At 37.1% G+C, this 26,063-nt stretch carries 15 protein-coding genes; 10 read left to right on the plus strand and 5 right to left on the minus strand.

Annotated elements, in window-relative coordinates:
- Positions 1–939: 939 nt before the first annotated feature.
- From BUC21_RS14040 to BUC21_RS14060, 5 genes are read left to right on the plus strand one after another with little or no spacing between them, the layout of a single operon-like run.
- Positions 940–2,004, plus strand: a complete 1,065-nt coding sequence (locus BUC21_RS14040; RefSeq protein WP_073403546.1) for a hypothetical protein — start codon at positions 940–942, stop codon at positions 2,002–2,004.
- Positions 2,005–2,027: 23 nt separating this feature from the next.
- A complete protein-coding gene (locus tag BUC21_RS14045) occupies positions 2,028–2,966 on the plus strand; it encodes a hypothetical protein (RefSeq protein WP_073403548.1) in 939 nt (312 codons plus the stop codon).
- 7 nt (positions 2,967–2,973) lie between these two features.
- Complete coding sequence (locus BUC21_RS14050) at positions 2,974–4,371, plus strand: hypothetical protein (protein WP_073403550.1); 1,398 nt, start codon at positions 2,974–2,976, stop codon at positions 4,369–4,371.
- A 2-nt stretch (positions 4,372–4,373) separates the two neighbouring features.
- Positions 4,374–4,934 (plus strand): retropepsin-like aspartic protease, encoded by a 561-nt coding sequence (locus BUC21_RS14055; protein WP_073403552.1) that lies wholly within the window; start codon positions 4,374–4,376, stop codon positions 4,932–4,934.
- Between the two features lies 1 nt (position 4,935).
- Positions 4,936–6,240 carry a hypothetical protein gene (locus BUC21_RS14060; protein ID WP_073403554.1) on the plus strand — a complete coding sequence of 435 codons (1,305 nt, stop codon included), beginning with the start codon at positions 4,936–4,938 and terminating at the stop codon, positions 6,238–6,240.
- 227 nt (positions 6,241–6,467) lie between these two features.
- Here BUC21_RS14060 and sov read toward each other — a convergent pair whose 3' ends face one another.
- Positions 6,468–13,847, minus strand: a complete 7,380-nt coding sequence (gene sov, locus BUC21_RS14065) for a T9SS outer membrane translocon Sov/SprA (protein ID WP_073403557.1) — start codon at positions 13,845–13,847, stop codon at positions 6,468–6,470.
- Between the two features lie 3 nt (positions 13,848–13,850).
- Positions 13,851–14,441 (minus strand): Holliday junction branch migration protein RuvA, encoded by a 591-nt coding sequence (gene ruvA / locus BUC21_RS14070; RefSeq protein WP_073403559.1) that lies wholly within the window; start codon positions 14,439–14,441, stop codon positions 13,851–13,853.
- A gap of 229 nt (positions 14,442–14,670) precedes the next feature.
- On the opposite strand from ruvA, the gene BUC21_RS14075 reads away from it, so the two are divergent.
- Together BUC21_RS14075 and lgt are read left to right on the plus strand one after the other, a co-directional pair.
- Positions 14,671–15,570 carry a diaminopimelate dehydrogenase gene (locus tag BUC21_RS14075; RefSeq protein WP_073403561.1) on the plus strand — a complete coding sequence of 300 codons (900 nt, stop codon included), beginning with the start codon at positions 14,671–14,673 and terminating at the stop codon, positions 15,568–15,570.
- 11 nt (positions 15,571–15,581) lie between these two features.
- On the plus strand, positions 15,582–16,403 hold the full coding sequence (lgt, locus tag BUC21_RS14080) for a prolipoprotein diacylglyceryl transferase (protein ID WP_073403563.1): 822 nt from the start codon (positions 15,582–15,584) through the stop codon (positions 16,401–16,403).
- A 679-nt stretch (positions 16,404–17,082) separates the two neighbouring features.
- Here the strand turns inward: lgt and BUC21_RS14090 are convergent.
- From BUC21_RS14090 to gdhA, 3 genes are all read right to left on the minus strand, one after another.
- Positions 17,083–18,264 (minus strand): M24 family metallopeptidase, encoded by a 1,182-nt coding sequence (locus BUC21_RS14090; protein ID WP_073403567.1) that lies wholly within the window; start codon positions 18,262–18,264, stop codon positions 17,083–17,085.
- A gap of 16 nt (positions 18,265–18,280) precedes the next feature.
- Positions 18,281–18,766 (minus strand): septal ring lytic transglycosylase RlpA family protein, encoded by a 486-nt coding sequence (locus BUC21_RS14095; RefSeq protein ID WP_073403569.1) that lies wholly within the window; start codon positions 18,764–18,766, stop codon positions 18,281–18,283.
- Positions 18,767–18,917: 151 nt separating this feature from the next.
- Complete coding sequence (gene gdhA / locus BUC21_RS14100; RefSeq protein WP_073403571.1) at positions 18,918–20,252, minus strand: NADP-specific glutamate dehydrogenase; 1,335 nt, start codon at positions 20,250–20,252, stop codon at positions 18,918–18,920.
- A gap of 215 nt (positions 20,253–20,467) precedes the next feature.
- Between gdhA and BUC21_RS14105 the strand changes: the two genes are divergently transcribed.
- The 3 genes from BUC21_RS14105 (at position 20,468) to BUC21_RS14115 (ending at position 25,666) form a co-directional block, all read left to right on the plus strand.
- The gene (locus BUC21_RS14105) at positions 20,468–23,428 is read left to right on the plus strand and encodes a PEP/pyruvate-binding domain-containing protein (RefSeq protein WP_073403573.1); all 2,961 of its coding nucleotides are present in this window, start codon (positions 20,468–20,470) and stop codon (positions 23,426–23,428) included.
- A 124-nt stretch (positions 23,429–23,552) separates the two neighbouring features.
- Positions 23,553–24,131 carry a SagB/ThcOx family dehydrogenase gene (locus BUC21_RS14110; protein WP_073403575.1) on the plus strand — a complete coding sequence of 193 codons (579 nt, stop codon included), beginning with the start codon at positions 23,553–23,555 and terminating at the stop codon, positions 24,129–24,131.
- Between the two features lie 221 nt (positions 24,132–24,352).
- Complete coding sequence (locus BUC21_RS14115; protein ID WP_073403577.1) at positions 24,353–25,666, plus strand: alpha-L-fucosidase; 1,314 nt, start codon at positions 24,353–24,355, stop codon at positions 25,664–25,666.
- Positions 25,667–26,063 lie beyond the last annotated feature (397 nt).

A 26,063-nucleotide genomic window follows, 5' to 3' on the forward strand; every position in this document is an offset into this window, starting at 1 on the left:
ATTATATTATACAAAAAACTTGAAGAAGTTTTGTTTTATCAGAGTTCTTTAGGAACTATAACGATACGTCCTTTCAACTAAATTGCAAAAGAACCTAATCAGTTGACCAATTAATTTATTAACTCTGATACAGGTTGTCCTCTTAAGGTTTAAAGTCCAAAAGAGGTTGTACTAAACTGATTCCAGTTGGCCACTACTGTTCCTAAGCCTATAATCAGTTGACCGATTAAATCGTTAGTTTCCCCTTTAAATAGATTACAGAAAATAATAATTCTCTTATTATCAATATAATAACATTTTTCAGGGTGGACAGGGTGGAGAGAAAATGTTTTTTTTTCGTTCTGAGAAATTTAGTTTCAATAATTCCGCAATTTGCAGAATTATTGAAATTTATTTTCTGGAAGCCGAAAAAACTCTTTTTTACTCCACCCTGTCCACCTTTAGCTTTGCATTCGAAACTATTAATCGACAAATTATATATTTATAGTTAAAACAAGTTAACAAAGAAGGGGTGAGCTATCCTGTCCACCTTTTTTGCTGATTATATTGTTGCTGTGTTTTGTAATAGGTTGATTATTAATTGTGTTAAGTTTTGTAGGTGGAACAGGTGGCAGCAAAATAATATTTTTTTGAGTTCTGAAAATAAAAATTTATAATTCCACAATTTGCATAATTATTGAAATTCATTTTCTGGAGTTTGGAGTTGTGAATGAATGTTTTATTATAAATTTATTTATTTCAACATTAGGAAATCTTTTTTTTGTAAATTTCATTATTTTATATTTTTATTTGTAAATTTGTATCCATAAATCCATTTCTTTGACGGATATGGAAAGTGGTGAATAATCTATTTGCATAAAAATATTAAATTGTGAATAAGAAATTAATAGAGTCTCTTGCTTTGGAGGGATAAAATGATATACATTATTAAACGATATTATGGAAAAAAACAAATTATTGAAAATTTTCTCGCTATTTGCTTTTATAGCATTTGCGGCTGTGAGTTGTTGGGCTACAACAGAATCTTTGCACCTGTTGTTGTCGAGTTGGCCTATTGCTATGTGTTGGATAGTCACAATTGGTTTTTTTGTTATAGCATCTTTGGGGACAAAGATGATTGTTGATAGTCTCAACCAAAACATTTACTTGGAGAAGCGTGGCCTTCGTTTGATAGCTGGTATCATTTTGACACTCATTTTTTGGCTTGTTTGTATTATGCCTACCAACACCCACACTTTTTTTTATCGCACGAGCATTACAGACGTGGTAACTCAGGATATGTCAACAACCAAGAGTTATCTTCAGCAATTACGGGACAATGTCAAAACTGAAATAGGTGTTAAGTCGAAGATTGATGAACTAAGTAGTAATGTTAATGCAGAAGTGATTGCTTTGGAGAATGAGATTGACAATATTGCCAATCCTGGTTTTGGAGATAGAGCAAAATCTCATTTGGATAAGATAGCGACGACTCTACAGGTTGCTAGTATTCCAACTTTATCTTATAAAGGAACCTCACCTTCTCAAATAAAATCTTTGAAGCAACAATATCGTACAATGATTTATGAGTTGCTCAATAAAAGAAAAGAGGAATTGGTTACAAATTATATAAATCCTCAAGAGAAGTTATTCAAACCAGAAGCTGTCAAATTGATTAAAAATGTTGAGACAATGGAAAGTCACATCGCCAACATGGGTGCTTCAGGAGATATAGATAACGACCTTATTGCTCAGTCTGATCTTGTATTGAAGAAATCTTATGCAACAATAAAAAATTATGCGGATTTTATCAATTTTAAGTCTGACGATGATAAAAATCTTTATTTGCCTCAAAACCAGGTAACTAAAACTTCGAAGATGTTAAGTGTAGTAGATGTTTGGAAAGACTTCTTTGCTGGAAAACACGAAGGCCGTGGATTCGTTTTCTGGCTTTTAATATCAATCCTAGTAGATTTGGCAGCTTTTATCTTTTTTGACCTGACATTCAGAAAAAGCGAATACTAATAATAAAAAAAACAGATATAATAATGGCAGATTTTAATTTGAATGTTAAGTCGCAGGTGAACGATGAACTTGCTAATGAACAGACTTCGATTATTGAAGAAAAGACCAGTTCCACAGAATCGAAATCTATACCAGTCGAAGAAGTTATCCGTGGATTAAATAAGGAAGAATTGAATGATCCGAATAAAATTAATGTTACCATTGCAGACAAGAATGCCCCTCTGGTAATTTTGTTTGGCCCTCCATCTTGTGGTAAAACTATGACATTGGTTCGCCTAACACGTTACTTGAAGGGTGAGGGTTATAAGATTTCTCCAATAAAGAGTTTCCGTCCGTCTCATGACTATAACTATAAGAACATATGCGATAACTATGATAACATGATTAATCAAAGTGATGCTGCGCAATCTACAGATCGCATCAATTTTATGCTTGTGGAAATCATAAAGAATGGCAAACGCTTATGTCAGATACTAGAAGCTCCTGGTGAGTTTTATTTCAACCCAGGACATCCAACTGCGAAGTTCCCCAACTATGTAAACACTATTATAAATTGCAATAATCGTAAGATCTGGTGTATTATGGTCGAGCCTGATTGGGAGAATGAATGTGATCGAAATAATTATGTATCTCGTATTCATAATCTGAAACAGAAAATGCGTCCGACTGATAAAACGATATTCGTATTCAATAAAATAGACTTGACCAACTTTGTTATAAGTCCTGGACACATTAATTTGCCTCAAGCTACCAAAGAGGTGGCAAACCTTTATCCTGGAATATATGCTCCATTTAGAAACATGAATCCGATTACTCGTTTTTTCTCAGAGTGGAGATGTGATTTTGTTCCTTTTCAAACTGGTGACTTTACAGAATCGAATACTACAATGACATACCAAGAAGGACCGCACGAATATCCTTCAAAGTTGTGGAATACTATTCTTAAACGTATAAACGGTTAATAAAATTATGGATTTAGAGTTTTTTGTGCATGGAGTCCCTAAGGGACAAAAGATATGGGGAAAGGATGATGACTTGTCATACATTCAAAATTTTTATGCTCCGAATAATGATGAAACTAAATTTATAGTTGAAATCCGAACCGTGAATGGCAAGAACTATTGTTACTATTCTTATCTGAAATACAATAATATTATTGCTTGTGATGGTCGAGCGGGATCATATTTTGGTATGACGCTTCGAATTGATGAATATTGTACTGATGTAGTTGGTATTTATCGTCTGATGGATATTGTATATAACAAGTACGTAATTGGGTGCCTTTTGAGTACAGAAAGTACCAAGAAAAAATTTTTGGTGTCAGATTTTCAGGTAAAAGAGAATGAAATTAAAGGGATGTTAGAAGCCATAATGTCTTTGATAAGACTGTCCATTATTCCATCTGATTTTGTAAACAGCCTTCAACAATTTCAGACATTAAAAGCTAATTCTGCTCCTGAAGTTAATTTACAAGATTGCACTAAAGAAAATATTTGGGATATTATCAAGAAATACTCTAAAGTTGCTATATCGCCGTATTATCAGACTCTTAAAGATAAAAATATTCAAAAGAGAATTGAGGAGCAAATGGCAGAGTTTACTAAAATTAAAGAGTGTGAAATTGCTGACGTAAAGAGTTTATTAGAAGCTAAGAATAATCAAATGTCTAACCTTAATCAACAAATTCAACAACTTTCTTCTGATAATGAAGGATTGAGGTCAAATATTGATGCTCTAAAACTTGAAAAACAAAAATTGAAAGATTGTATACGATTGAATGAAGACAAGAAGACTGTTGGCCAGCTCGTATCTACACTACGTGATCCTCTATTGAAATTGTCTAAAATAGTAGGTGTCCAAGATATTAATAATCCGGTTGGGGATAATGAAGAAATTATAAATGGAATAGAACCTGAAAAAAATAAAATGATTTGTCGATTTTTGCCCATGCTTAATTTTTTTCTCCTTATAATTATTGTTGTTTTGTTATCTTTTCGTGCGTGTAATAGAATAGATAATGAAAGAAGTGGTACATATTATGAACAAACTAAAGAAAAGCTTGAAGAAGTAAGCAATAAATTGGATGAAGTAAGCAATTTATACAAAACTTTTATACCACAAAGTGGATCTGATTCCAAGTATTCAATAAAAATATTAGAGCATAATGGATCGGAGGACTTAAAAGTTGGCGAAAAGTATACTCTTAAGATTAATGCTAAAGACGGTGAATGGAAGGTGGTTGAAGAAGGCCAAAATATAAATGTTGACGATAATAAAATATCATTAGACAAGTCTGGGGATGTAATTATATCATATATTCTCGAGGGGAAAACTATTGCCTCACTAACAGTTAAAGTTAGTAACTAGATATGTATAAATATCTATTATGCGTGTGCATCATTGCTTTATTGTTAAGCTCGTGTGGAAACAAGCCGAAACATATCTACATTGATACAGATTATACAACAGAGAATATAGATACAACGGAGAATGTTGATACAGGGGCGATAGATGATTTTGCTATTGATGAAACTGAAAGTGTTGTTGTTCCTTTTCGTGAGGAAAATGGTGTGAAGGTTATCGATGTAAAAGTTAACGGAGTGGGATTTAATATGATATTTGATACAGGTTGCTCTGGTACTTTGATATCTGTAGCTGAAGCTAACTATTTGTATCAGAAAGGCTTACTCTCTCAAGATGATATTCTCGGTACATCTCAATCTATGATAGCCGACGGAAGTATTGTGGAAAATGCAGTAGTTAATCTTAAGGAGGTGGTTGTTGCTGATAAAATCTCTTGCCCAAACGTGCAGGCAACTGTATCTAATAATGTGTCAGCACCGCTCTTGTTTGGAAATGAAGTTCTCAATAGAACAGCTTCTTATAAGATTGATAATTTGAATAAAACGATAATTTTTAAACTGAAGTAATGTGAATTCTACAGTATATTTATTTGGTGACTTTAGTCAGGGTTATTCTCAATACCCTAATGACTATGCTCAAAGCATATTTCAGAATTTTTATGCGAGGTCTAATGCCAAGACTCAGATAGTTATCCACCGAAAGAATGAACTGATGTACTATGGCTATATCCATAAGTTGGATACTGATGCGTCAACTCCACAATATATTGGCATGTGTGTTTTGCTCAATGGTATTATGCTTAAGAATATAAAAGCATTGTTCTCGCTCTTTGAGAATACATTCACTGATCTTGTGGTTAATGGAGTTTTACTTGAATTTAATGACAAAGGAGATGTTATAACTAAAGTAAATCAACTCTATGAGAAGCAAAATGAGGTAGATCGAATCACGAATCTACTTCATAATGCTATGTCGCAGTTTGATAATGATTGTGTAAAACTTCCACCTGTGAGTTATGGTATTTCAGTTACAGACGTAAAAGACTTTACTGATACTGATGATGATAACGATATTATGGATGCAGCCAGCAAATATGGTTACACATTCATCTTCAAAAATGAGGATTACAATACACGTTCTTTGTCTGGCTATAAGGAAATCATACGTCGTTTGAATTGGGAAAAGGAAGAGATTACAAAGAATTTTAATAAACTCTCGTCTGAGTATCAAAAAGTGTTGCGTCAGAAGAAGCAATTCACAGTCATCATATTCCTCTGCATAGCTATAGTCATATTTATAGTTGCTGGTAGTAGTATGCTTTCTAGCAAAGAAACTGCAATATCTGATTTGGAGAACAAAGTGTCTAACTTAAAGAATGACATATCAGAGAAGGTGACCACAATCAGTACTTTGCAGAATTCTTTAAGTTCAGCTATAAGTGCAAAGGAAGAAGTAGAACAGAGATATTCTTGTATTTCAGACCAAATACCTATACTCATTACGAATATGGAACTTGGAAATATTAATAGTAATGGAGATGTTGTGACAAGTTATGGTTCAACCATATATAGTAATAACACGATGTATCTTCAGCTTCGTATTACATATACAGGTATTAATACAGGTAAAGATATTCGATTGTATATTAAGTTGTACACCCCGGATGGTACGCTAAGTACTTGTAGCTCTTCTCCTTATGGATATTCATTCTCTAGTGATTTAAATGTAATCAGTGGAGAGAAAAACATAACTACTCTTACATCCTGGGGAAGTTCCACTCCTGGTCAGTGGGGAAGTGGCTCATATCGTTTTGAAATATGGTATGATAATGTTTGTCTTAAGGCGAAATCATTTACAATATATGATTATTAGAGATAAGATTCTTAGGATTTTGGATGGATTTACTTACTAAATGTACAAATGAAACATTTTAAGTTAGAATTATAGATATGAGAATCTATTTGTGTGCAATATTGAGAGAATATTAATCGTAAATAGCTTTATCTATTAGCTATCTTACGATTAATAACTTTCACAACTTTGCCATCTTTCAGAGTTGTTCTTCTTACCCAAATATTTTGAGGAAATTAGCTATCTAATTACCTTGTCAACGAGAACTTCAACGTAAATCCAAAATCGGAGTTGGTTACCGGATAGGAAGCGGAAGATACCAGCGGGGTATTTTTCTGACGGTCATAATACATACGGATGGTTAGCAATTTCGAGAAGGTATAATCTGCTGATAAAGAAAACTTGGTTGCTTTATTGCCACTGGTTGGTTGAGCTAAGGCCTCCTGAATATCGCGGCTTAATGCAGATTGGTTACGGATAGAAATATCTGCCTGAATGTTCAGGTCATTGCTGACTTTATTCTTGCTTTTCCCTGCGCCAAACAGTTTCAAGTCTACAATTTTATACCCCATGCCAACAACAAAATCTTTTGAGCTAGTTTCTACAATCTGATTTGCTGTCATACTTAAAGTTAGTATTCTCGTCTTTTTATATTCTACCTTTGTGGTAATTCCGTTTTTAAAGGTCATATCTACTCCGAAAAGTGGAGCGAATTGCTCATTAATAGCTACCGTTCCAATATCAAACGCTGCCGAAGGTACCGGATCTCCGGTTTGTGTATCTTCAACAAAACCGAGGTTGCCCATAAATCTGCTGAAGCTTTGGTAGGTATTGTATGAACCAACAGAATAAGTACTTCTGTATGCATGATTCAGATTAAAACTTTTGAAGTGTTTTTTAAACCATTCCAGTTTGCTTAACCCGCCATAAGTTATTCTCCAGTTGGGCATCAATGATAGTAAGTTTGGGAAAAAATCAAGAGAAATCTTATTCACATCCTTTCCTGTATAAGCTGAAAGAAATGCGGGGATCATTACGTCCGGAGAGTTTTTGTCGATTGTTCCGTTTTCCGGATTGAATGTTTTACCTGCCAGTGTGGTTCCTTCCGGATAGATGGCACCCAGATATTGAGCTTCTACTCTTTTTTGGATAATATCCAGATTCTTGAGGAACTTATTAAATGTTTTTGATTGGTATAGCTCTTCTGCTTTGCACTTTTCGAATGCACTTCCAATGGAAATAATACTCATATTAAAGCTGCCATTCTGAGTGGTTGGCATACCATCGAACATAAACTGTATGCTCTGTGATTTGTTTATTGTGCGGTTGGCGGTTAAGTCTATCTTAAAATCTCTTATCGGTTCTAAGGTTAATCGTATTTGTAAATCTTCCATAGCATTGGTTGTTGCAGGATCTGCCACAGAATCGTTCATTAACAACCAGTTATTCTTTGCAGCTTTCTGTATATAACTATCACCCGTTACACCGAAAGCAAAATCCAGTCCCGGAGCAAACATGCCGCCTGCTCTTTTCTGTCCCAGTACATCACCCACTTCCGGTAAATATCCCGGAAGTGTCATTGCATAAGTGTTACGGTAGGTAATGCTGATATTTCTTGCCATCATAGCAAAACGTGCTGCATGCTGAGCAATTTTGTACCAGCCTTGCTCTTCCGGCTTTGGACCGGGAACAATGCTTAGCTTAATTTTTATAGAATCTCTGTTGCTGACAAGAATCTTATTGGAATCCAGTACTTTGTATTTAATAAAGTATCGTTTTCCATCCTGCGTTATAGCCCTTACTTTTACTATTTTGGTTTTTAGTCCATGAGAAACGGTTACGGTTGTATCCTTTTTCAACTGAATCTCTCTCTCGAATTTATTCGGTTTCTTCATTAAATCCTCTTTCCTTCCGGGGGCACTTATGCTCATTGAAGAAAAGAGTCTGTTGGTTTCCCTTAAGAAAGGAATCTTATTGTATAGCTTCTCGAAATTGAATCGGCTGTTTACATCAATGGAGCGTTGATTGGCAATAGTGTTTCCAACGGAAGTACCGTCAGTAAGATCGGCACCGCGATCCCAGGTATACGAAGATGCAAATTTAACGTCACTGCTAACCCAATCGAGTATAGGTATCATGTCGAATGGTAATTTGTAACTCGAATTGAATGATTGCTGAAAATCCAGTGGACGCCCCAGATTCAACAAACTGGTTTTAATGGAATCTTTCCATGCTGTGTATTCATCCGGATAGAGATTCTTGTTGACTTGACCGACTGGTTCTTCAATCTCTGCACGTGTAGCAGATGTGAAACTGAGTTTTAGATTTCGGGTGAGATCCCACCGGAGAGAGAAATCCCTGTTCCATAGAAATTCCTTTGCTACGGAAAGAGGTATATCCGAATCTCCGTATGGATTATCCAGATCTCTTAACTGAAGTTCATAGTAATGGCGTGAAATGTCGGAATTGAAGGCTATGTTTTGTGGTAACCAATTTAGGTTGAATGCCTTTACAAACTTCATCCACGGAGATTTGCTTTTCAGATTTTTAAACGGCTCCCACGCTTTAGTAACTGGCGAATAATTATATCCAAGAGTACTTCTCCAGTCCTTTTCAACTTCCCATGCAGTGGTGTTCCCCTGATTGTATTTCTTTGTATACGAATATCCAAAGGTAAAGTTTCCCGGATCAAAAGGCAATGGTCTTTTACTTACTATATTAATTTTTGCGTTGCTCAGACTGAAATTCCTGTAAGTAACCAGTTCCCGAGCAATGTTAAGGATAGAGTCTCTTTGAGATCTTAAAGAGTACGTATCCAATACATCATCTAAAAGCAGGTCTTTATTGGTTGGATCATACAAAGGCGATGTTAACTCTTTAGAATATGAGAAATAAAGGGGAGCTGATATTTTTGCTTTTGATGGCAGAAATCGTCCTAATTCAAAACTTGTGGTGAAATTGTACTGATAATAATCATCCATTCTTCTTTCACTGACACTTTGTTCCAAACCTCCAAATCCGGCAGTTTCCATGTGCCCCGCTAGATTTACATTTCCTATATCCGACAGCTGAACATTCATATTTCCTTGTGCTGCCCATCCTCCCGATTCATTATAGTCTGTTAATCGAAGCTCATTAACCCAAACCTCTGCCGATTTTAAATTACGGGAGTTATTTCGCACTCCAATCATAATCGTTTTCACTTCAGCCAGACTTGGGTTTCCCATAATACTAATCTTATTGGATGGTTTATCGGCATCATAAGTATAATATAACTTCGTATAGCTGACGTTTGAACCGGAAGCATTCTTTGCTGTATTGCGTTCTTTCTTTAAATTGGTAAGCAGGCTGAAAGGTATGTTCAGCATATTGGCTTCCGGCCATACAGCTTCGCAACCACTTAACGTACTTCCATTATACTGTCCGTGAGGAGTCAGTTTCAACGGAATTTCATATTCGTAGTAGTTGTTCTTGTAATCGGAACCAAGTCTGATGAATACAGATATCTCATTGTCTTCCAAAGATGTTACATCATCCAATAGTTTTTCACCGTGTATAAACATCTGTAAGCGTTTGTACTGGCGCAAATCCAATGCCGGACTTTTATAGACAGCTCTTGAATCACCGGGAGCCAGATTCTTAACTTTTAAACTCAGTGACTGTTCGTTTTCTTGTGTTAGCTGAGGCTGTGAAGGATCTACAACACGTGTTATTCCCGGAGGAAGAACATAATTAACCGGAGTTTTATCATTGTTTTCCTCAATATTAACCGAAGAAACATCAAGGCTTCCACTTACTGTTGAGTTGGTTAAAGACTGATCGTATCTTCTCCAATCTCCACGAACAAGATCGAAAGTCGCAAATCTAAGTACTACCGGATCAACAAAGTTGGTAAGAAACATACGCATAAAGCGGATAGACTTAAAATCGGAAATAGAGCCTACTGCTTTCTGATAATCCTTTACCGGAATCTTGAACTGATACCAGTTAACTTCTTCAGTCTTTCCGTTTCTAAGCTTAACGCTTGCTGTTCGTTTGTCGGCAATGTAGTTACTCCCAACTTTCAAATCTTCAGGAGAAAGACTGATTTTGTACTGGAAATATTTTTCATACTCATTGAGCGTGTAATCCTGATTGATATCTTCTACATCAGGAACTGTTTTTGCAGAAACATCGTATTTTTCGGGAGAATCTTCCGAAGCTGTAGAGTTGCCTTCCGGATTATTGTAGTATTTGTAACGTTCCAGGATACTCTTTTCTGCCTGATCGTAATCTGTGCCACGATAATAGTGATAAAGATCTCCGGATGGGCTCTTTTCAAATTGTGCATATACAGCCGGTTCAAGAATAGACTTTAATTTATCCAGGTAGGTGCTGTATGTGCTGAACGTTTTCTCTTCCTCAGCCGATAATCCGTTCAATCCTACATCTTGTTTTTTTCTTGCTCCGGCAGCATTATCAAAGGCATAAACAATGCTTTGTTCTGTAGGTACTTTTCCCCACACTGTTTCTTTTACCTTTGTAGGGTCACCATCAACAGGCATTCCGTTTTCGAAGTATTTCTTTCCATCCTTTAGAATATCTTCGGAAGCCTCTCCCAGATTTATATAAAGATCACCGCCACGGCGATTACCGGTTGTGCTTTCATAGATAAACGGATCGAGAAGCCAGAACTCTATATATTCAATATTGGCGGTTTCAAAATCACTGGTATCCAGTTTTCTCATAATTCCTCCCCAACGTTTTTCAGGATTGTTAAGGTAACCTTTTGGCGTGAGATTTGTATCAAGGTTATATGGACCGCGTTCTTTAGGGTAATAAGCAAGGTTGAGTATTGAAAGGGTAGAGGTTTCCAGATATGAAGTCTCTTTGTTAGGGAAAATCTCTTGTTCGTATACTTCCCTTACATAGTGATTAGACAGCTGATCCAGATCACTTTTTATGTGAGAGGGTGTTAAAGACGAACTTCTGCGGGTAAATAGCCCATCAATATAATACCAGGACAAGAGTGCCCTGTTTTTTCCATAAGTTATATCATTTGATTTTGAGGCCTCAGGAAAAAGAGCATTCGCACCGCTTTCGTAAGGAGTACTGGCCAGCATCCAATAAGAAGGCTGACGTAAATCAATGTTAGTGCTTGTTGATTCGAAGTCGTCTATATAAGATGCATTGCCTTGAGTTCCCGATGCATGTCCCGGAACCAGTTGGGCAAATTCCGCTGTTAAGTTTATGTGCGAAGGTTGCGTTGCTTTGACAAAAGGTAACTTGTCTACCATGTTTGTAAGCCATTGGCTCTCCTTTTTCCATGAAGTGTTGAGTCCCCAGATGGTATTACTTATCGGTTCTTCGTTCATGGCTACTTTTGTTGTCATGGGCTTTTCCGACAAGTGCATTATTGTACCGCCTATCTGGAAATCTTTCGAGAAATCGTATGTGAAATTCATCCCCAGCATTGTTTTGCGCTGCAGATTATAACTACTGTTACTTTCCAGATTTACGCTGACAGATGTACCTGCATCGATAATGCTTTGGTTGATAATGGTAACAATACCCATTGAATAGTCTACCGTATAATCTGAGTTTTCAACAAGAGTAACACCACCGGCTGTGACTTTAACCGAACCAACTGGAATATTTGTAGAACCCAGTCTGATTTCCGATCCTGATGAGGCTTTGTATTCACCGGTGAATTTGAATTTATCTTTCTCGGCTATTTGCTTTGCTACCGTTTTAGTAGAATCGTAAAGTTCCTGAAATACGTACTTCTTGGCAATTACATCATTGCCAATAGCTTTCCGTAAATGACTTCCAAAAGGTTCTACTACAGGAAAAAATATTCGTCCATTCTGAGCTGTTACTGTATATCCTTCAACAAAATCGAAGAATCCGTTTGGATTATTTTGATTATTGGCATCCAGTCGGTCGAGGTTCATTACTCTAAGCAGAGGAACCTTATTTATTGAACCTTCGGGAATATAATTTAGGTAAACACCGGTTGTATCACTCTGATATTTAATGTCTAACCGGAAGCTTTTACTTTGCAAGTCATAAGCGTTCAGTGAATAAACGTTCTTCATCATCAAGTCCCAGCAACCAGACGCCGGAGAGTTTGATGTGCTTTTTAATAATTTCAGATAGAGAGCCGAATTTGTATCTTTTACATCGGCAGCAAATTCACCCACTTGATATCCTTTTCCTTTGTATGTATATTCAAAGGCTACAGCCAGAACTTCATCGGGTTGAAGAGTCGATTTTAAGGAAATATATCCTAAAGAACTGTTGATGGTATATTCTGAACTGCTCAGTAGTCGGGCACTTTCAATCTTTTCATAATCCATGCCACCTTCTAACTGAGTGATAGCACCCAGAGTAGTTCCAACCATATCAATATTCCGAGCATTGGAATAATCGTTGACCATTTTTGTGTAAACATCGTTGGCACTATTGGCCGGAACTCTGTTTACCCCCGATTTAGACCAGAATGAATTACTGATGTGTTCATTCTCTCCTAAGTCTGTCATTGCCACCACATTTCTGGGATTTTCATAATTCCCTCTTTTATTGGTAATCCAGACTTCAATTCTGTTTATCGTTATTCCGGAAGTAATGGTGGGTAACTGACTCATGTTCTTGTCATAAGTATCCCGAAAATATTGAGCCAGAAAGAAATGGCGATTCTCATCGTAACTGTCGGCCGAAATTTCAAAAGATGTGGTTTGTGCCCCGCCTTTACTATTTACTGTTTTAGATTCTGATTCCTGTTGAGAGATAACAGTCTGCAACTTTAGCTTTCCAAATTGCAAATCTGTGCGGATACCAAATAAAGATGTTGCGCCGTGAATAAGCGAAGAATTAGTAGGCATGGATACATTACCGGCTTCCATCAATTTAACTATTTCATCTTCCTTTCCTTCGTATTTTAGTTTTATCTTTTTTGTATCAAAATCAAAAGTCGCATCGGTGTTGTAGTTCATGTTCATATTAACCTTGTCACCGACTTTACCATTGATATTGACATTTATCTTTTCGTCGAAGTCAAATCCCAGTGTTTTTCTGGAACGTGCGGGTAGAGTAGGATTTTCTACATTTTTGCTCTTAAATCCAAAACTAAGTTCTGCATTTCCCTGCGTTTTAATCTGTACGCCGCCCGGACCGAAAATCTTTTCAGCCGGACCAAGATCAAACTTCATGTTCATGAAGTTGAATTCATCTTTCCCTTTTGCGAAAGTCTCTTTATTTTTTTCTCTGTAAAAATCCTGGATAGATTTTTTCAGACTCCAGTCTGCATATTCTTCCGGGGTAAGGAAAAGGGGAACATCTACCTGTGTGCTTCCAGCTTTTGTGCGGATTAAATATAGATTAGTCTTTTCATTGTATTCAACTTCTGTTTTAAGATTATCCGGATTGCGAAGATCAACAGGAGATTTATCCATGTCCTTCAGATTTTCCGGAGCTGTTTTCTTAACAGAATATCGGGGCTTAACGGAATCTGCAGGCACGGGTTGCTGTGGAGTAGGAGCGGAATAGTAGTTGCTCACCTCAAAAAGTGAGCTGTTGTTAAGAACTGCCCAGGCGTGAATACTAAGAACAGTCAGCAACAAGCAGATAAACCACTTTCCGCTTCTCATTTTTTATAATCTCTTTAGAGCTAATTTTATAACCTCTTCAACTTTAGATAAAGGCTCCTCTTTTAAAATTGCAAAAACCACTTTTTGTGATGCAGCTGTATTGAATCCAAGCATAGTCAATGCTGCAACAGCTTCATCGTGCACTTCTGTATTTTGTAACATAGTGCCACTAGCTTTGCCACTATCGCTACCGGTGATTTTAATTTTGTCTTTTAAATCTACAATTACTCTCTGAGCAGTTTTCAAACCAATACCTTTTACGGTCTTTAGCATATTTGCATTCTCGGAGCTTATAACATTAGCCAGTTCGCTGGGAGATAGGGCTGAAAGAATCATGCGGGCAGTGTTTCCACCAATTCCGGAAACAGAAATAAGCAATAGAAATAGCTCTCGTTCCTGCTTGTCGGCAAACCCATAAAGTACATAAGCATCTTCTCTGATGGCTTCGTAAATATAGAGTTTTGCACTATTTAATTTCTGAATGGCCGAATAGGTATTTAGTGATATGTTAATGAAATACCCCATGCCGTTACAATCAATTACTGCCGATGCCGGATTTAGTTCTGCAACGTTTCCTTTTATATACTCAATCATTTCATTTATTTTATATATTTGTAATGGGAGGCAAAAGTACAAATTTATTGCGTTAAAGCATATTTGTCTCCTTAGAAAGAAACGTCAAACCATGCTTGTTTATTGTCTGTAACCTCCATTGTATGCATATTTTTTAATATATTAAGTTGTGAATTCTTTGATTGTGACACAATTTGATTATTTTTGTCGACTGAATATAGAAATATGTCAAACTTAAGACCACAACAGAATGAAAAAAGTTAGAGCAGCCATTGTTGGATATGGCAATATTGGAAAGTATGTATTAGAAGCACTTCTTGCTGCACCCGATTTCGAGGTAGCAGGTGTTGTACGCCGTAATGGGGCTGCAGATAAACCGGCAGAATTAGCGGAATATGATGTAGTGAAAGACATCAAGGAATTGAAAGATGTAGATGTAGCTATTCTTTGTACTCCAACAAGAAGCGTTGAAAAATATGCAAAAGAGATATTAGCTCTTGGTATCAATACTGTAGATAGCTTTGATATCCATACCGGAATTGTAGATCTTCGTCGTGAACTTATGGCTTCTGCAAAAGAACACAATGCAGTATCTATTATTTCTGCAGGATGGGATCCGGGAAGTGATTCTGTAGTTCGCGCACTTCTTCAGGCAATTGCTCCAAAGGGCGTTTCTTACACAAACTTTGGTCCTGGTATGAGTATGGGACATACAGTTGCAGTAAAAGCAATCGATGGAGTTAAAGCTGCTTTATCAATGACAATACCTACAGGTACAGGTATTCACCGCCGTATGGTTTACATTGAAGTAAAAGACGGATATAAATTCGAAGAAGTAGCAAAAGCAATCAAGGCCGATGCATACTTTGTAAATGATGAAACTCACGTAACACAGGTTCCTTGTGTTGACGATTTATTAGATATGGGACACGGAGTTAACCTTACACGTAAAGGTGTTTCAGGAAAAACTCAGAACCAGCTGTTCGAATTCAATATGAAGATAAACAACCCTGCATTAACAGGTCAGGTTCTTGTTTGTGTTGCCCGTGCTTCAATGAAACAACAACCAGGATGTTACACAATGATTGAACTTCCTGTAATTGATTTGATTTACGGAGATCGCGAAGACTTAATAGCACACTTAGTATAATTTATAATAATATGTTGGCATATATAACATGGGATGTAAGTCCTACTATCTTTTCGATTTTTGGTCGTGAAGTAAGATGGTACGGATTGTTATGGGGAATTGGATTCCTTATTGGTTATGAGATGATGAGTCGTTTGTTTAAACACGAAAAACACCCGGACGCCTGGGTAGATAAACTCTTCTTCTATACCATAATAAGTTCTGTAGTTGGAGCACGTTTGGGACATTGTCTTTTTTATGAGTGGGACTACTATAGTGCAAATCCCATGCAGATATTTGCTATATGGAATGGCGGACTAGCCAGCCACGGTGGAGTATTTGCATTGATTGTTACATTAATGTATTACTCAAAGAAAGTCACTCATCAGAGTGTGTGGTGGTTATTCGACCGCATGATTCCTGCTATTGCAGTAGCATGTGCCTGTATTCGTTTGGGTAATCTGATGAATTCAGAAATATTTGGTTACCCTACTACAATGCCATGGGGCTTTAAATTTGTACGCTCGGCAGAGTGGGTGAAAGAGTTCAACGGACTTCCTTGTCATCCAACACAAATCTATGAAATGCTTTATTGCATTGCAGCATTGATTGTGTCATTGGTTATGTACTGGAAGTTTAAACTTCAATACAGAGTAGGATTGATTACCGGGGTTTGCTTGATAATCTTCTTCGGTTCTCGTTTTGCCTTGGAATTTATGAAGAATCCTCAGGTTGCAGCCGAAGTAAATATGCAATTAAACATTGGTCAGCAACTTAGTATACCATTAATACTTCTAGGTGTTTATTTAGCTGTTACAGCTTTGATAAAACCAGATTTCAAGCGATTATTTTAGCGGAATACTGAGATAAAATATAAAAGACAGCTTACTGATTCGAAAGAATTGGTAAGCTGTTTTTTTATCATAGATTGGTAAATGCGTTTGCATCCCTCACTCCCTCACCATTCTTTATCAAATTATTGATTTTGAGAGTTCTATGTGGTGATGGTAGCATTCTGAACCCTCACTTTTACCATCACAATATGCTTCATCCCTCACCTTTTCAGCCTAAAAATAAAAATGAAGCACATATCATTCACAAAATCGTTGAGGCTATTTGGGGGCAAGGCATTTTGAATGTACAAAAATGCAAGAATTGTGTCTGAATTTTGGTGAGGGTAGACCCGAAAAGTGAGAGCTTGGTGGTGGATGAAAATTCTACCATCACCAATTAATTTTTTGTAATGTAATGTGTTACGAGAATTGGTGAGGGAATGATGGTAGCTTTTTGTTTTACTGTAAGAATGGGTAATATTGGTAGATGAAAAAACTCCCGCCAGCTTTTTTAAAAACCCAACCGGATGTTGAGTAAAGTCCGGTTATCTTTTTTAAAAAGCTGGCGGGAGATTTTCTATTATTCACCAATGATTTTTATTTATTGGAGTTTGGATTGGCCTTTTCTGGAATAGGTTTGCAGTTTTTGCTGTTATTACAAAGATTGCTTTACACTGTTTTTCTTACTCCTAAATACAGTTTACGCTATAATTGAATTTTCCAGGTCAATAATCTCTTCCGGACAAAGTGTAAGTTTCTCAACACCATGTTCATTTACAACCCATGAATTTTCAATTCCTACAGGACCAACACCGGGAAGAACAATTTTAGGCTCAAGAGCAAAAACCATTCCTGGTTGCAGTTCTTGTTTTACTCTTGGAGCAAATACAGGGGCTTCATTAATTTCCAGTCCGATGCCATGGCCTACAAACTTGGCTTGCTGTTTGGTTCCCATAAAATGATCTTTGAAACCAGCTTTGGTTACTATATCGATTGCTTTATTGTACAGCGTCTCACAAACAGCTCCCGGTTTTGCCATAGCAACTACTTCCGACTGGATATCCAGACATACCTGATGTGCTTTATAAGCTTCTTCGCTGATTTTACCGATAGAGAAAACACGTGACATATCACACATATAGCCGTTGAAGTTTCCTCCTAAATCTACCATTACAGTATTTCCTTTTTCGAGCTTTGTGCCATTAAGCCCCCCTGGCAGAGCAGGGCTTAATCCTTTTCCTCCTAATGCAAAATCATAGGGAGAAGGTGCTTCTGCATTGTTTCCGGCAAGTACACTTCCAAAGAATATCTCCATGCTTTGACCGAAAACACGGAAAATACCAAGGCATCCTTCCAGACGCATTATTCTTTCTATTTCGAATGAGAAATGGCGATCGTCCATTCCTTCACGATAAACGGATGGTATTTGCATATATGCACGGGTGTGTGCAGCCCCGGCCTGGCGGAAAAGCTCAATCTCTACATCTGTTTTTATGCTTCGGGCAGCGCGAATTACCGGTGTTCCGTTCACACATTTAGATGAAGGGAATATATTTGCCAGTCGGGTATATTCTGTAAATGGCAATTCATCACCTTCCAACATGAGTGTCTCAGGAAAAGAAATCCCTTTTTCGTTCAGAATTTCGGCAACCTGTTCAGGTTTTCGGATATAATGAATATTCTTGCCTTTCAATCCACTTGGGCGTTTGATAAAGTACCAGGGTTCTCCTACAGCAGGCAGATAGCAATAACCACTAAGAACTTGTCCACAAGTATAGAGTATGTTTACGTTGCAAGTAATAAGTGCAGCGTCAATGTTTGATTGAAGCATAAGCGCCCGGATCTTCTCCTGGCGCAGAGCTAATTCATTTGATAATTTCATTGTTTGAGTATAAATACTATTTTGATAAATTTGTTTTGGTGCCGGAACCTTTTGGGTCCATTGCATCAGGGCATACGGCATTAGGTATTGCCATCTTTTCTTCCCAATGAGGGTTGAGATCTTCTTCCACTCTAAAAGGCACTTCTATAGGTGTGTACAAACTAACTTCTACATTAGCAATTCCTTCTCTAAGCATATCAATCTCTTTTGCAGCACTGTAGGATAGATCAATAATGAATCGTCTTCCAAACGGACCCCTGTCTGTTACGGTAACAATTACTTCTCTGTCATTCTTCTTATTCCTTACTTTAAGTAATGTACCGAAGGGATATGTTCGGTGAGCACAAGTGAGGCTGTCATTGTGATAACGAATTCCGCTGGCAGTATTTCTGCCATGCATTCTTTTCCCGTAATAAGTAGCTTTTCCTGTCTCTTGAGCGGATGTGCAAAAACTGACTGTGGTCAGAAGAAACAGGATAAATAATAAAATCTTGTTGACCATATTGTTCTTGTTTTTGGTTAACAGTCTGGTACAAAGGTAAGAAAAATATTCCTAACTAAAAAATTGTATAAAAAAACGAATGCCCGCTACTCTCTCGAGTAACGGGCACCGCAAAACTTAAAATACGACTAAACGAATATTTCTTTGATTATTATACTATGCCTTGAGCCATCATTGCGTGAGCAACTTTCATGAATCCTGCAATATTGGCTCCCTTAACGTAATTGATATATCCGTCAGGTTCTGTTCCATACTTAACACATTGAGCATGAATACCATGCATAATTTCATGAAGCTTGCTATCTACCTCTTTAGCTCCCCAGCTCAGGTGCATTGCGTTCTGAGACATCTCTAGTCCGGAAGTTGCAACTCCACCAGCATTAACTGCTTTACCAGGAGCGTACATAACTTTACGTTCAATAAACAAATCAATAGCTTCAGGAGTGCATCCCATGTTAGAAATTTCTCCCACGCAAAGAACATTATTATCTATTAATAGTTTAGCATCATTGCCATCCAATTCGTTTTGGGTTGCACAAGGTAATGCTATATCTACTTTAACTTCCCATGGACGACGACCTGGAACAAATTTAGCATTGAATTCCTCAGCGTATGGTTCAACTATATCATTGCCCGAAGCACGCAGTTCAAGCATGTAATCAATCTTTTCTCCGCTAATACCAGCTTCATCATAAATGTATCCGTCCGGTCCGGAGATAGTTACAACTTTAGCTCCAAGTTCGGTAGCTTTTAAGGCTGCACCCCATGCTACATTACCAAAGCCAGAGATGGCAACAGTTTTACCTTTAATATCAATACCTCTTGTTTCCAACATCTGATGCACAAAGTACAGACCTCCGAAACCTGTAGCTTCCGGACGAACTAATGAACCACCATATTCAATACCCTTTCCGGTAAATGTACCTGTAAATTCACGGGCTAGTTTTTTATACATACCGAACATGTAGCCTATTTCACGTCCGCCTACACCGATATCACCGGCTGGTACATCTGTATCAGGACCAATATGACGCCATAGCTCTAATATGAATGCCTGGCAGAAACGCATAACTTCCGCATCAGATTTACCGCGAATGGAAAAATCAGATCCGCCTTTACCTCCTCCCATTGGAAGAGTAGTTAATGCATTTTTGAAAGTTTGTTCAAATCCCAGAAATTTAAGAATAGAGAGATTTACTGATGGGTGAAAACGAATTCCGCCTTTGTATGGGCCAATGGCATTATTGAACTGAACACGGTAACCAAGATTAACTTGTACCTCTCCTTTATCGTCTACCCAGGGCACTTTGAATGTAAAAATGCGGTCGGGCTCAACTAAGCGTTCTATAATACGAGCTTTTTCAAATTCAGGATGTTGGTTGTAAACATCTTCGATAGAGATCAATACTTCTTTAACAGCTTGGAGGTATTCTAACTCTCCGGGGTGTTTAGCTTCTAATGAAGCCATTATTAAATCGATGTTCATAATATGTTTTTTTAAAAGGTTTCTGATAAAATGTAAACCGTTGTACAAGCAAAGGTAGTTAATTAAATGATTTAAACTAATTTTTTAGTGAAAATATTGATTAAAATATAATAAAATGATATTCTAGTGTATTCTGGGTTACTTTTCAGCTCATTTGTTGCATAAGCCAAAAATAATCCTCAAATTTGTTACCTTATAATGTAATGAAATAGTATATGCTCAGTAAACTTAAATTAAACCAACTATATTTCAAAGATACTACTTTTGCCAATTTAATGACTAAAAGAATCTTTAATGTTTTGCTCATCGCAAATCCTTATGATGCTTTTATGCTGGAGGATGACGGACGCATTGACGAAAAGATCTTTAATGAGTATGCTGCACTCAGTTTGCGCTATCCTCCACGGTTTACTCAGATCTCTTCAGAAGAAGAGGCATGGGCAGAATTGGAAGAGATTTCTTATGATCTGGTTATTTGTATGCCTAGTACGGATAAAAGTGATTTCTTTGCTACTGGACGCAATATCAAAGAAAAATATCCTCATATCCCAATTGTTATTCTTACCCCTTTTTCTCATGGAGTAACAAGACGGTTATCTAATGAAAACTTAAGTGCTTTTGAGTATGTGTTTTGCTGGCTGGGAAATACAGATTTACTTGTTTCTATAATAAAATTAATAGAAGATAAGATGAATCTGGAGCACGACGTAGCCGAAGTAGGGGTGCAGATGATTTTATTGGTGGAAGATTCCATTCGTTTTTATTCTTCAGTTCTTCCTAGCCTTTATAAGTTTGTTCTTCAGCAATCGCAGGATTTTGCTACAGAAGCATTGAACGATCACCAGAAAACGTTGCGAATGAGAGGGCGGCCAAAGATTGTTCTGGCCAGAAATTATGAAGAAGCAATGGAGCTTTATAATAAATTCCAGGATAATATGCTGGGAGTTATTACCGATGTAAGATATCCAAGAAATGGAAAAAAAGATTCATTAGCGGGAATTAAGCTATGTTCTGAAATACGTAAAAAAGATCCGTTTGTTCCATTGATTATTCAATCGTCTGAAACTGAAAATCAGGTTTACGCTAATCGTTATGCGGCTAGTTTTGTAGATAAGAATTCCAAGAAGATGGATGTTGATTTACAACGAATCGTATCCGATAATTTTGGATTTGGTGATTTTATTTTCCGCAATCCAACAACTAATGCCGAGGTTGCAAAAGTACGGAATCTGAAAGACCTTCAAAATATTATTTATTCTGTGCCCAGCGAATCTTTGCTGTATCATATTTCCCGAAACCATATCTCCCGCTGGCTTTACTCCCGGGCAATGTTTCCGGTTGCCGAGTTCTTGCGTCAGATTACCTTTGATGAAGTTGTAGACATTGATATATACAGAAAGATTATTTTCGAGGCGATTGTGAAATACCGTAAAATGAAGAATCAGGGAGTGGTGGCTGTTTTTAAACGCGACCGCTTTGACCGTTATTCTAATTTTGCTCGTATTGGCGATGGATCGTTGGGAGGAAAGGGTAGAGGACTGGCGTTTATTGACAATATGGTGAAGCGTCATCCTCAGTTTGACGAGTTTGATAATGCAAAAGTTGCTATTCCTAAAACCGTTGTTCTATGTACAGACATCTTCGATGAGTTTATGGAATCTAACAACCTGTATCAGGTGGCTCTTTCGGATGTTGATGATGATACTATTCTGAAATATTTCTTGCGGGCTAAACTGCCGGAGAGATTGGTGGAAGACTTCTTTACATTCTTTGATGTAGTTAAATCTCCAATTGCAATCCGCTCGTCGAGCTTGTTGGAAGATTCCCATTATCAGCCATTCGCCGGAATATATTCTACGTATATGATTCCTTATCTGGATGATAAGTATGAAATGCTGAGAATGCTGAGTGATTCTATTAAAGGTGTTTATGCTTCTGTGTTTTACAGTGATAGTAAATCGTACATGCAGGCAACCTCCAACTTTATAGATCAGGAAAAAATGGCGGTAATTCTTCAGGAAGTTGTTGGTAACCAGTATGGTGACCGCTATTATCCTTCTATGTCCGGGGTGGCAAGGTCGCTCAATTATTACCCGATTGGAGATGAGAAACCGGAAGAGGGAACTGTGAATATTGCATTAGGACTTGGCAAATACATTGTTGATGGAGGTATGACTCTTAGATTCTCTCCTTATCATCCACATCAGATATTGCAGACCAGCGAATTGGATATTACATTAAAAGAGACTCAGACTCGCTTCTATGCTTTGGACTTAAAGAATATAGGCCAGGATTTTTCTATAGATGATGGTTTTAATTTGCTGAAACTTCCTGTTAAAGAGGCCGAGAATGATGGTTCATTGCGTTATCTTGCTTCTACTTTCGATCCTTATGATCAGGTGATTAGAGATGGTATTTATCCTGGTGGACGTAAGCTGATTACTTTTGCCAATATTTTGCAGCATGATGTTTTTCCATTGGCTGAGATATTGAAGTTGGCAATGAAGTATGGGGAGGATGAAATGAGACGTCCGGTTGAAATTGAATTTGCCGCAACTATGAGTACTGAGATGGACAAATCGGGTACATTCTATTTGTTGCAGATTCGTCCTATTGTAGATAGTAAGCAGGTGCTTGATGAAGATTTGTCGTTAATAGAAGCCGAAAAAACATTGCTTGCATCTAATCATGCGTTAGGACATGGAATTATGAATGATGTGTATGACATTGTTTATGTAAAGACTGACAATTACAGTGCATCTCACAATCAGGATATTGCTTACGAAATAGAAAAACTGAATAAGGAGTTTCTTGATAAAAACAAGAATTATATTCTGGTTGGTCCGGGGCGATGGGGTTCCAGCGATACCTGGCTGGGTATTCCTGTAAAATGGCCACATATATCGTCTGCAAAGGTTATTGTTGAAGCGGGTCTAACAAATTATAGAGTAGATCCAAGTCAGGGTACGCATTTCTTTCAGAATCTGACATCGTTTGGTGTGGGCTACTTTACTATTAATTCTTATATGAATGATGGAATCTATGATCAGGATTTCCTGAATGATAAGGAACCTGCGTTTGAAACTAAATACCTTCGTCATATACATTTTGATAAGCCATTGATCGTTAAAATAGATGGAATGAAGAATATTGGAGTCGTGATGAAGCCTGAATAACTTTACAAATGAAATAGTTGTAGTTGAAGCATTAATGGCGGATTGAAGGCTGTTTAATGTTGTTTTGCCATTTATTGTTAGACTTAAGAAAGTTTATCGATTATATAATTAAAATTATCAAGTTATGAAAAGATCTGTATTTTTAATGTTATTCTTTGTTGCTGTTTCATGTGCTGCTCAGGAACTTAAGCCTATCAAATTAAATGCACCTGATTTGAAACGGACTGTTACATTGATGAACGCTTTCTCTAACAGAAAATCTACCAGAACGTTTTCTGATAAAATGCTTAGTCATCAGGATCTTTCCGATCTTCTTTGGGCTGCAAACGGAATTAACCGCCCAAAGGAAGGAAAAAGAACTGCTCCATCTGCCCGAAATAAACAAGACATCAAAGTCTATGTATGTATGGCCGAAGGCAATTATCTATATAACGCTTCTACCAGTACCCTTGACCCGATAAGTAAAGATGATGTACGCCCAATGAAAGCTCCGATATGCCTGATTCTGGTTTCTGATAACAATGAATCCTGGGGTGCACTAGATGCCGGAATTGTTTCTCAGAATATATCATTGTTTTGTTCAGGTGCAGACTTGGCAACAGTATGCCGGGCTAGCATGAACAAAGAAGAATTGAAAAAAGCGTTGAACCTGACAGATAAGCAGACTCTCTATCTGAATCATCCCGTAGGATACTTTAAATAAAATAGTAAGTCCTTGTACAGAACCAATATATTTGTGCAAGGACTTTTTTTATTTCAGTATCAGAACTTATCAAAATGGAATGGCTGGATATTGTTTGTTATTAAAAAGATTTGTTATTGTAATTCTATTATTTAATTTTACGCGCAATTATTAGTGGGATAATTTGAATAATTATTTTTAATAATACTTGTTGGATGCATAATTCTTAAATAAACAATAATATGAAAAAGATCTTTTGGCTATTTTTAATTCTTGTATGTAATGTGCAACTGTTTGCTCAGCAAGGGTATCAACCTTCTGAGGAAAACCTGAAAAGTAGAACAGAATTTCAGGATGAAAAGTTTGGAATGTTTATCCATTGGGGACTATACAGTATGCTGGGCGATGGTGAATGGGTAATGAATAACAGGAATATTAACTGGAAAGAGTATGAGAAACTGGCTTCTGCTTTCTATCCTTCCAGATTTGATGCTGCCGCATGGGTTTCGGCTGCAAAGGCTGCCGGTATGAAGTATATTTGCTTCACAACTCGTCACCACGATGGCTTTTCAATGTTTAAAACTAAATATTCGGATTATAATGTTGTAGATGCAACTCCTTTCAAAAGAGATATAGTGAAAGCTTTAGCCGAAGAATGTAAAAAGCAGGGGTTAAAACTTCATCTTTACTATTCTCATCTGGATTGGCGTCGTGATGATTATTATCCAATTGGTAAAACGGGCCTTATTGGTAGAACAGGACAGGGAACTGGCCGAACTACGCATGGAAAATGGAGTGATTATATGAACTTTATGAATAATCAGCTTACCGAATTACTAACTAACTATGGTCCGATTGGTGCAATCTGGTTTGATGGTTATTGGGACAAGGACCAGGATCCTACCTGGGACTGGAACTTAGGCGGACAGTACGAACTGATTCACAAACTACAACCGGGATGTATGATTGGAAACAATCATCACAGTACTCCGCTTCCTGGTGAAGATTTTCAGATGTTTGAACGTGATCTCCCAGGCGAGAATACAGCCGGACTTTCAGGACAGACAATCAGCAGACTTCCTTTGGAAACTTGCGAAACCATGAATAGAAACTGGGGATATGACATTACTGATAATAACTATAAAACAACCAAAGAGTTTATTCATTTTTTAGTAAAAGCTGCTGGAAATAATGCTAACTTGCTTATCAATGTTGGTCCTCAGCCCAATGGAGAAATTCCGGCAACCGCTGTTCAAAGATTAAAAGAAGTGGGAGAGTGGATGAAAGTGTATGGTGAAACAATTTACGGAACCCGTGGTGGGGTAGTTCCGGTTCGTGATTGGGGAGTAACTACCCAGAAAGGAAATAAGCTATTTGTCCATATCCTGAACCTGAAAGATAAAGCTTTATTTTTGCCTGTTACCAATAAGGTGAAGAATGCTGTATTGTTCAAGAATAAAACTGCAATTAAATTCAAACAAGATAAAGAAGGTGTTTTGCTGTACTTAACAGAAGCTCCTACAGATGTTGATTATGTTGTGGAATTATCTTTCTGATTTTTTTTGTATTTATTCCCAGTAAATTTAATAGTTTGAAGTAATAAACAAAAAAGCCGGTATCTCTTTTTGAATCTCTTGTACAAAAGATTGCATTCTTCTGTACAAAGCAATTTAATCTTCTGTACAAAAGAATTAATTGTTTTGTACAAGGATAAATTAATTATTCGTGATGAGTGTAAAACTACCCGAGGAGTATTTTAAAAAAGGAACCGAAAAGTTAAATTGAGTCTTTGAAGATTGAATATTCTGGATTGGTCTCAGATAAGGGATCCGAAGATGAAAAAGAAATAAAAATGGGCTGTCCTAATTTGTTTGGACAGCCCATTTTTTATTTGTGATTAAAAGTTTGATAATCCCTTTATTTTCCTTTGGTTCTATAAACCAAGTGGTAGAA

It is taken from the genome of Bacteroides luti, from assembly GCF_900128905.1.
Lineage (GTDB): Bacteria > Bacteroidota > Bacteroidia > Bacteroidales > Bacteroidaceae > Bacteroides > Bacteroides luti.

Excerpts from the sequence above, each read along its gene's own strand:
- BUC21_RS14040 (WP_073403546.1), top strand. The coding sequence starts at position 940 with ATGGAAAAAAACAAATTATTGAAAATTTTCTCGCTATTTGCTTTTATA.
- BUC21_RS14045 (WP_073403548.1), top strand. The coding sequence starts at position 2,028 with ATGGCAGATTTTAATTTGAATGTTAAGTCGCAGGTGAACGATGAACTT.
- BUC21_RS14050 (WP_073403550.1), top strand. The coding sequence starts at position 2,974 with ATGGATTTAGAGTTTTTTGTGCATGGAGTCCCTAAGGGACAAAAGATA.
- BUC21_RS14055 (WP_073403552.1), top strand. The coding sequence starts at position 4,374 with ATGTATAAATATCTATTATGCGTGTGCATCATTGCTTTATTGTTAAGC.
- sov (WP_073403557.1), bottom strand. The coding sequence starts at position 13,847 with ATGAGAAGCGGAAAGTGGTTTATCTGCTTGTTGCTGACTGTTCTTAGT.
- ruvA (WP_073403559.1), bottom strand. The coding sequence starts at position 14,441 with ATGATTGAGTATATAAAAGGAAACGTTGCAGAACTAAATCCGGCATCG.
- BUC21_RS14075 (WP_073403561.1), top strand. The coding sequence starts at position 14,671 with ATGAAAAAAGTTAGAGCAGCCATTGTTGGATATGGCAATATTGGAAAG.
- lgt (WP_073403563.1), top strand. The coding sequence starts at position 15,582 with ATGTTGGCATATATAACATGGGATGTAAGTCCTACTATCTTTTCGATT.
- BUC21_RS14090 (WP_073403567.1), bottom strand. The coding sequence starts at position 18,264 with ATGAAATTATCAAATGAATTAGCTCTGCGCCAGGAGAAGATCCGGGCG.
- BUC21_RS14095 (WP_073403569.1), bottom strand. The coding sequence starts at position 18,766 with ATGGTCAACAAGATTTTATTATTTATCCTGTTTCTTCTGACCACAGTC.
- gdhA (WP_073403571.1), bottom strand. The coding sequence starts at position 20,252 with ATGAACATCGATTTAATAATGGCTTCATTAGAAGCTAAACACCCCGGA.
- BUC21_RS14105 (WP_073403573.1), top strand. The coding sequence starts at position 20,468 with ATGCTCAGTAAACTTAAATTAAACCAACTATATTTCAAAGATACTACT.
- BUC21_RS14110 (WP_073403575.1), top strand. The coding sequence starts at position 23,553 with ATGAAAAGATCTGTATTTTTAATGTTATTCTTTGTTGCTGTTTCATGT.
- BUC21_RS14115 (WP_073403577.1), top strand. The coding sequence starts at position 24,353 with ATGAAAAAGATCTTTTGGCTATTTTTAATTCTTGTATGTAATGTGCAA.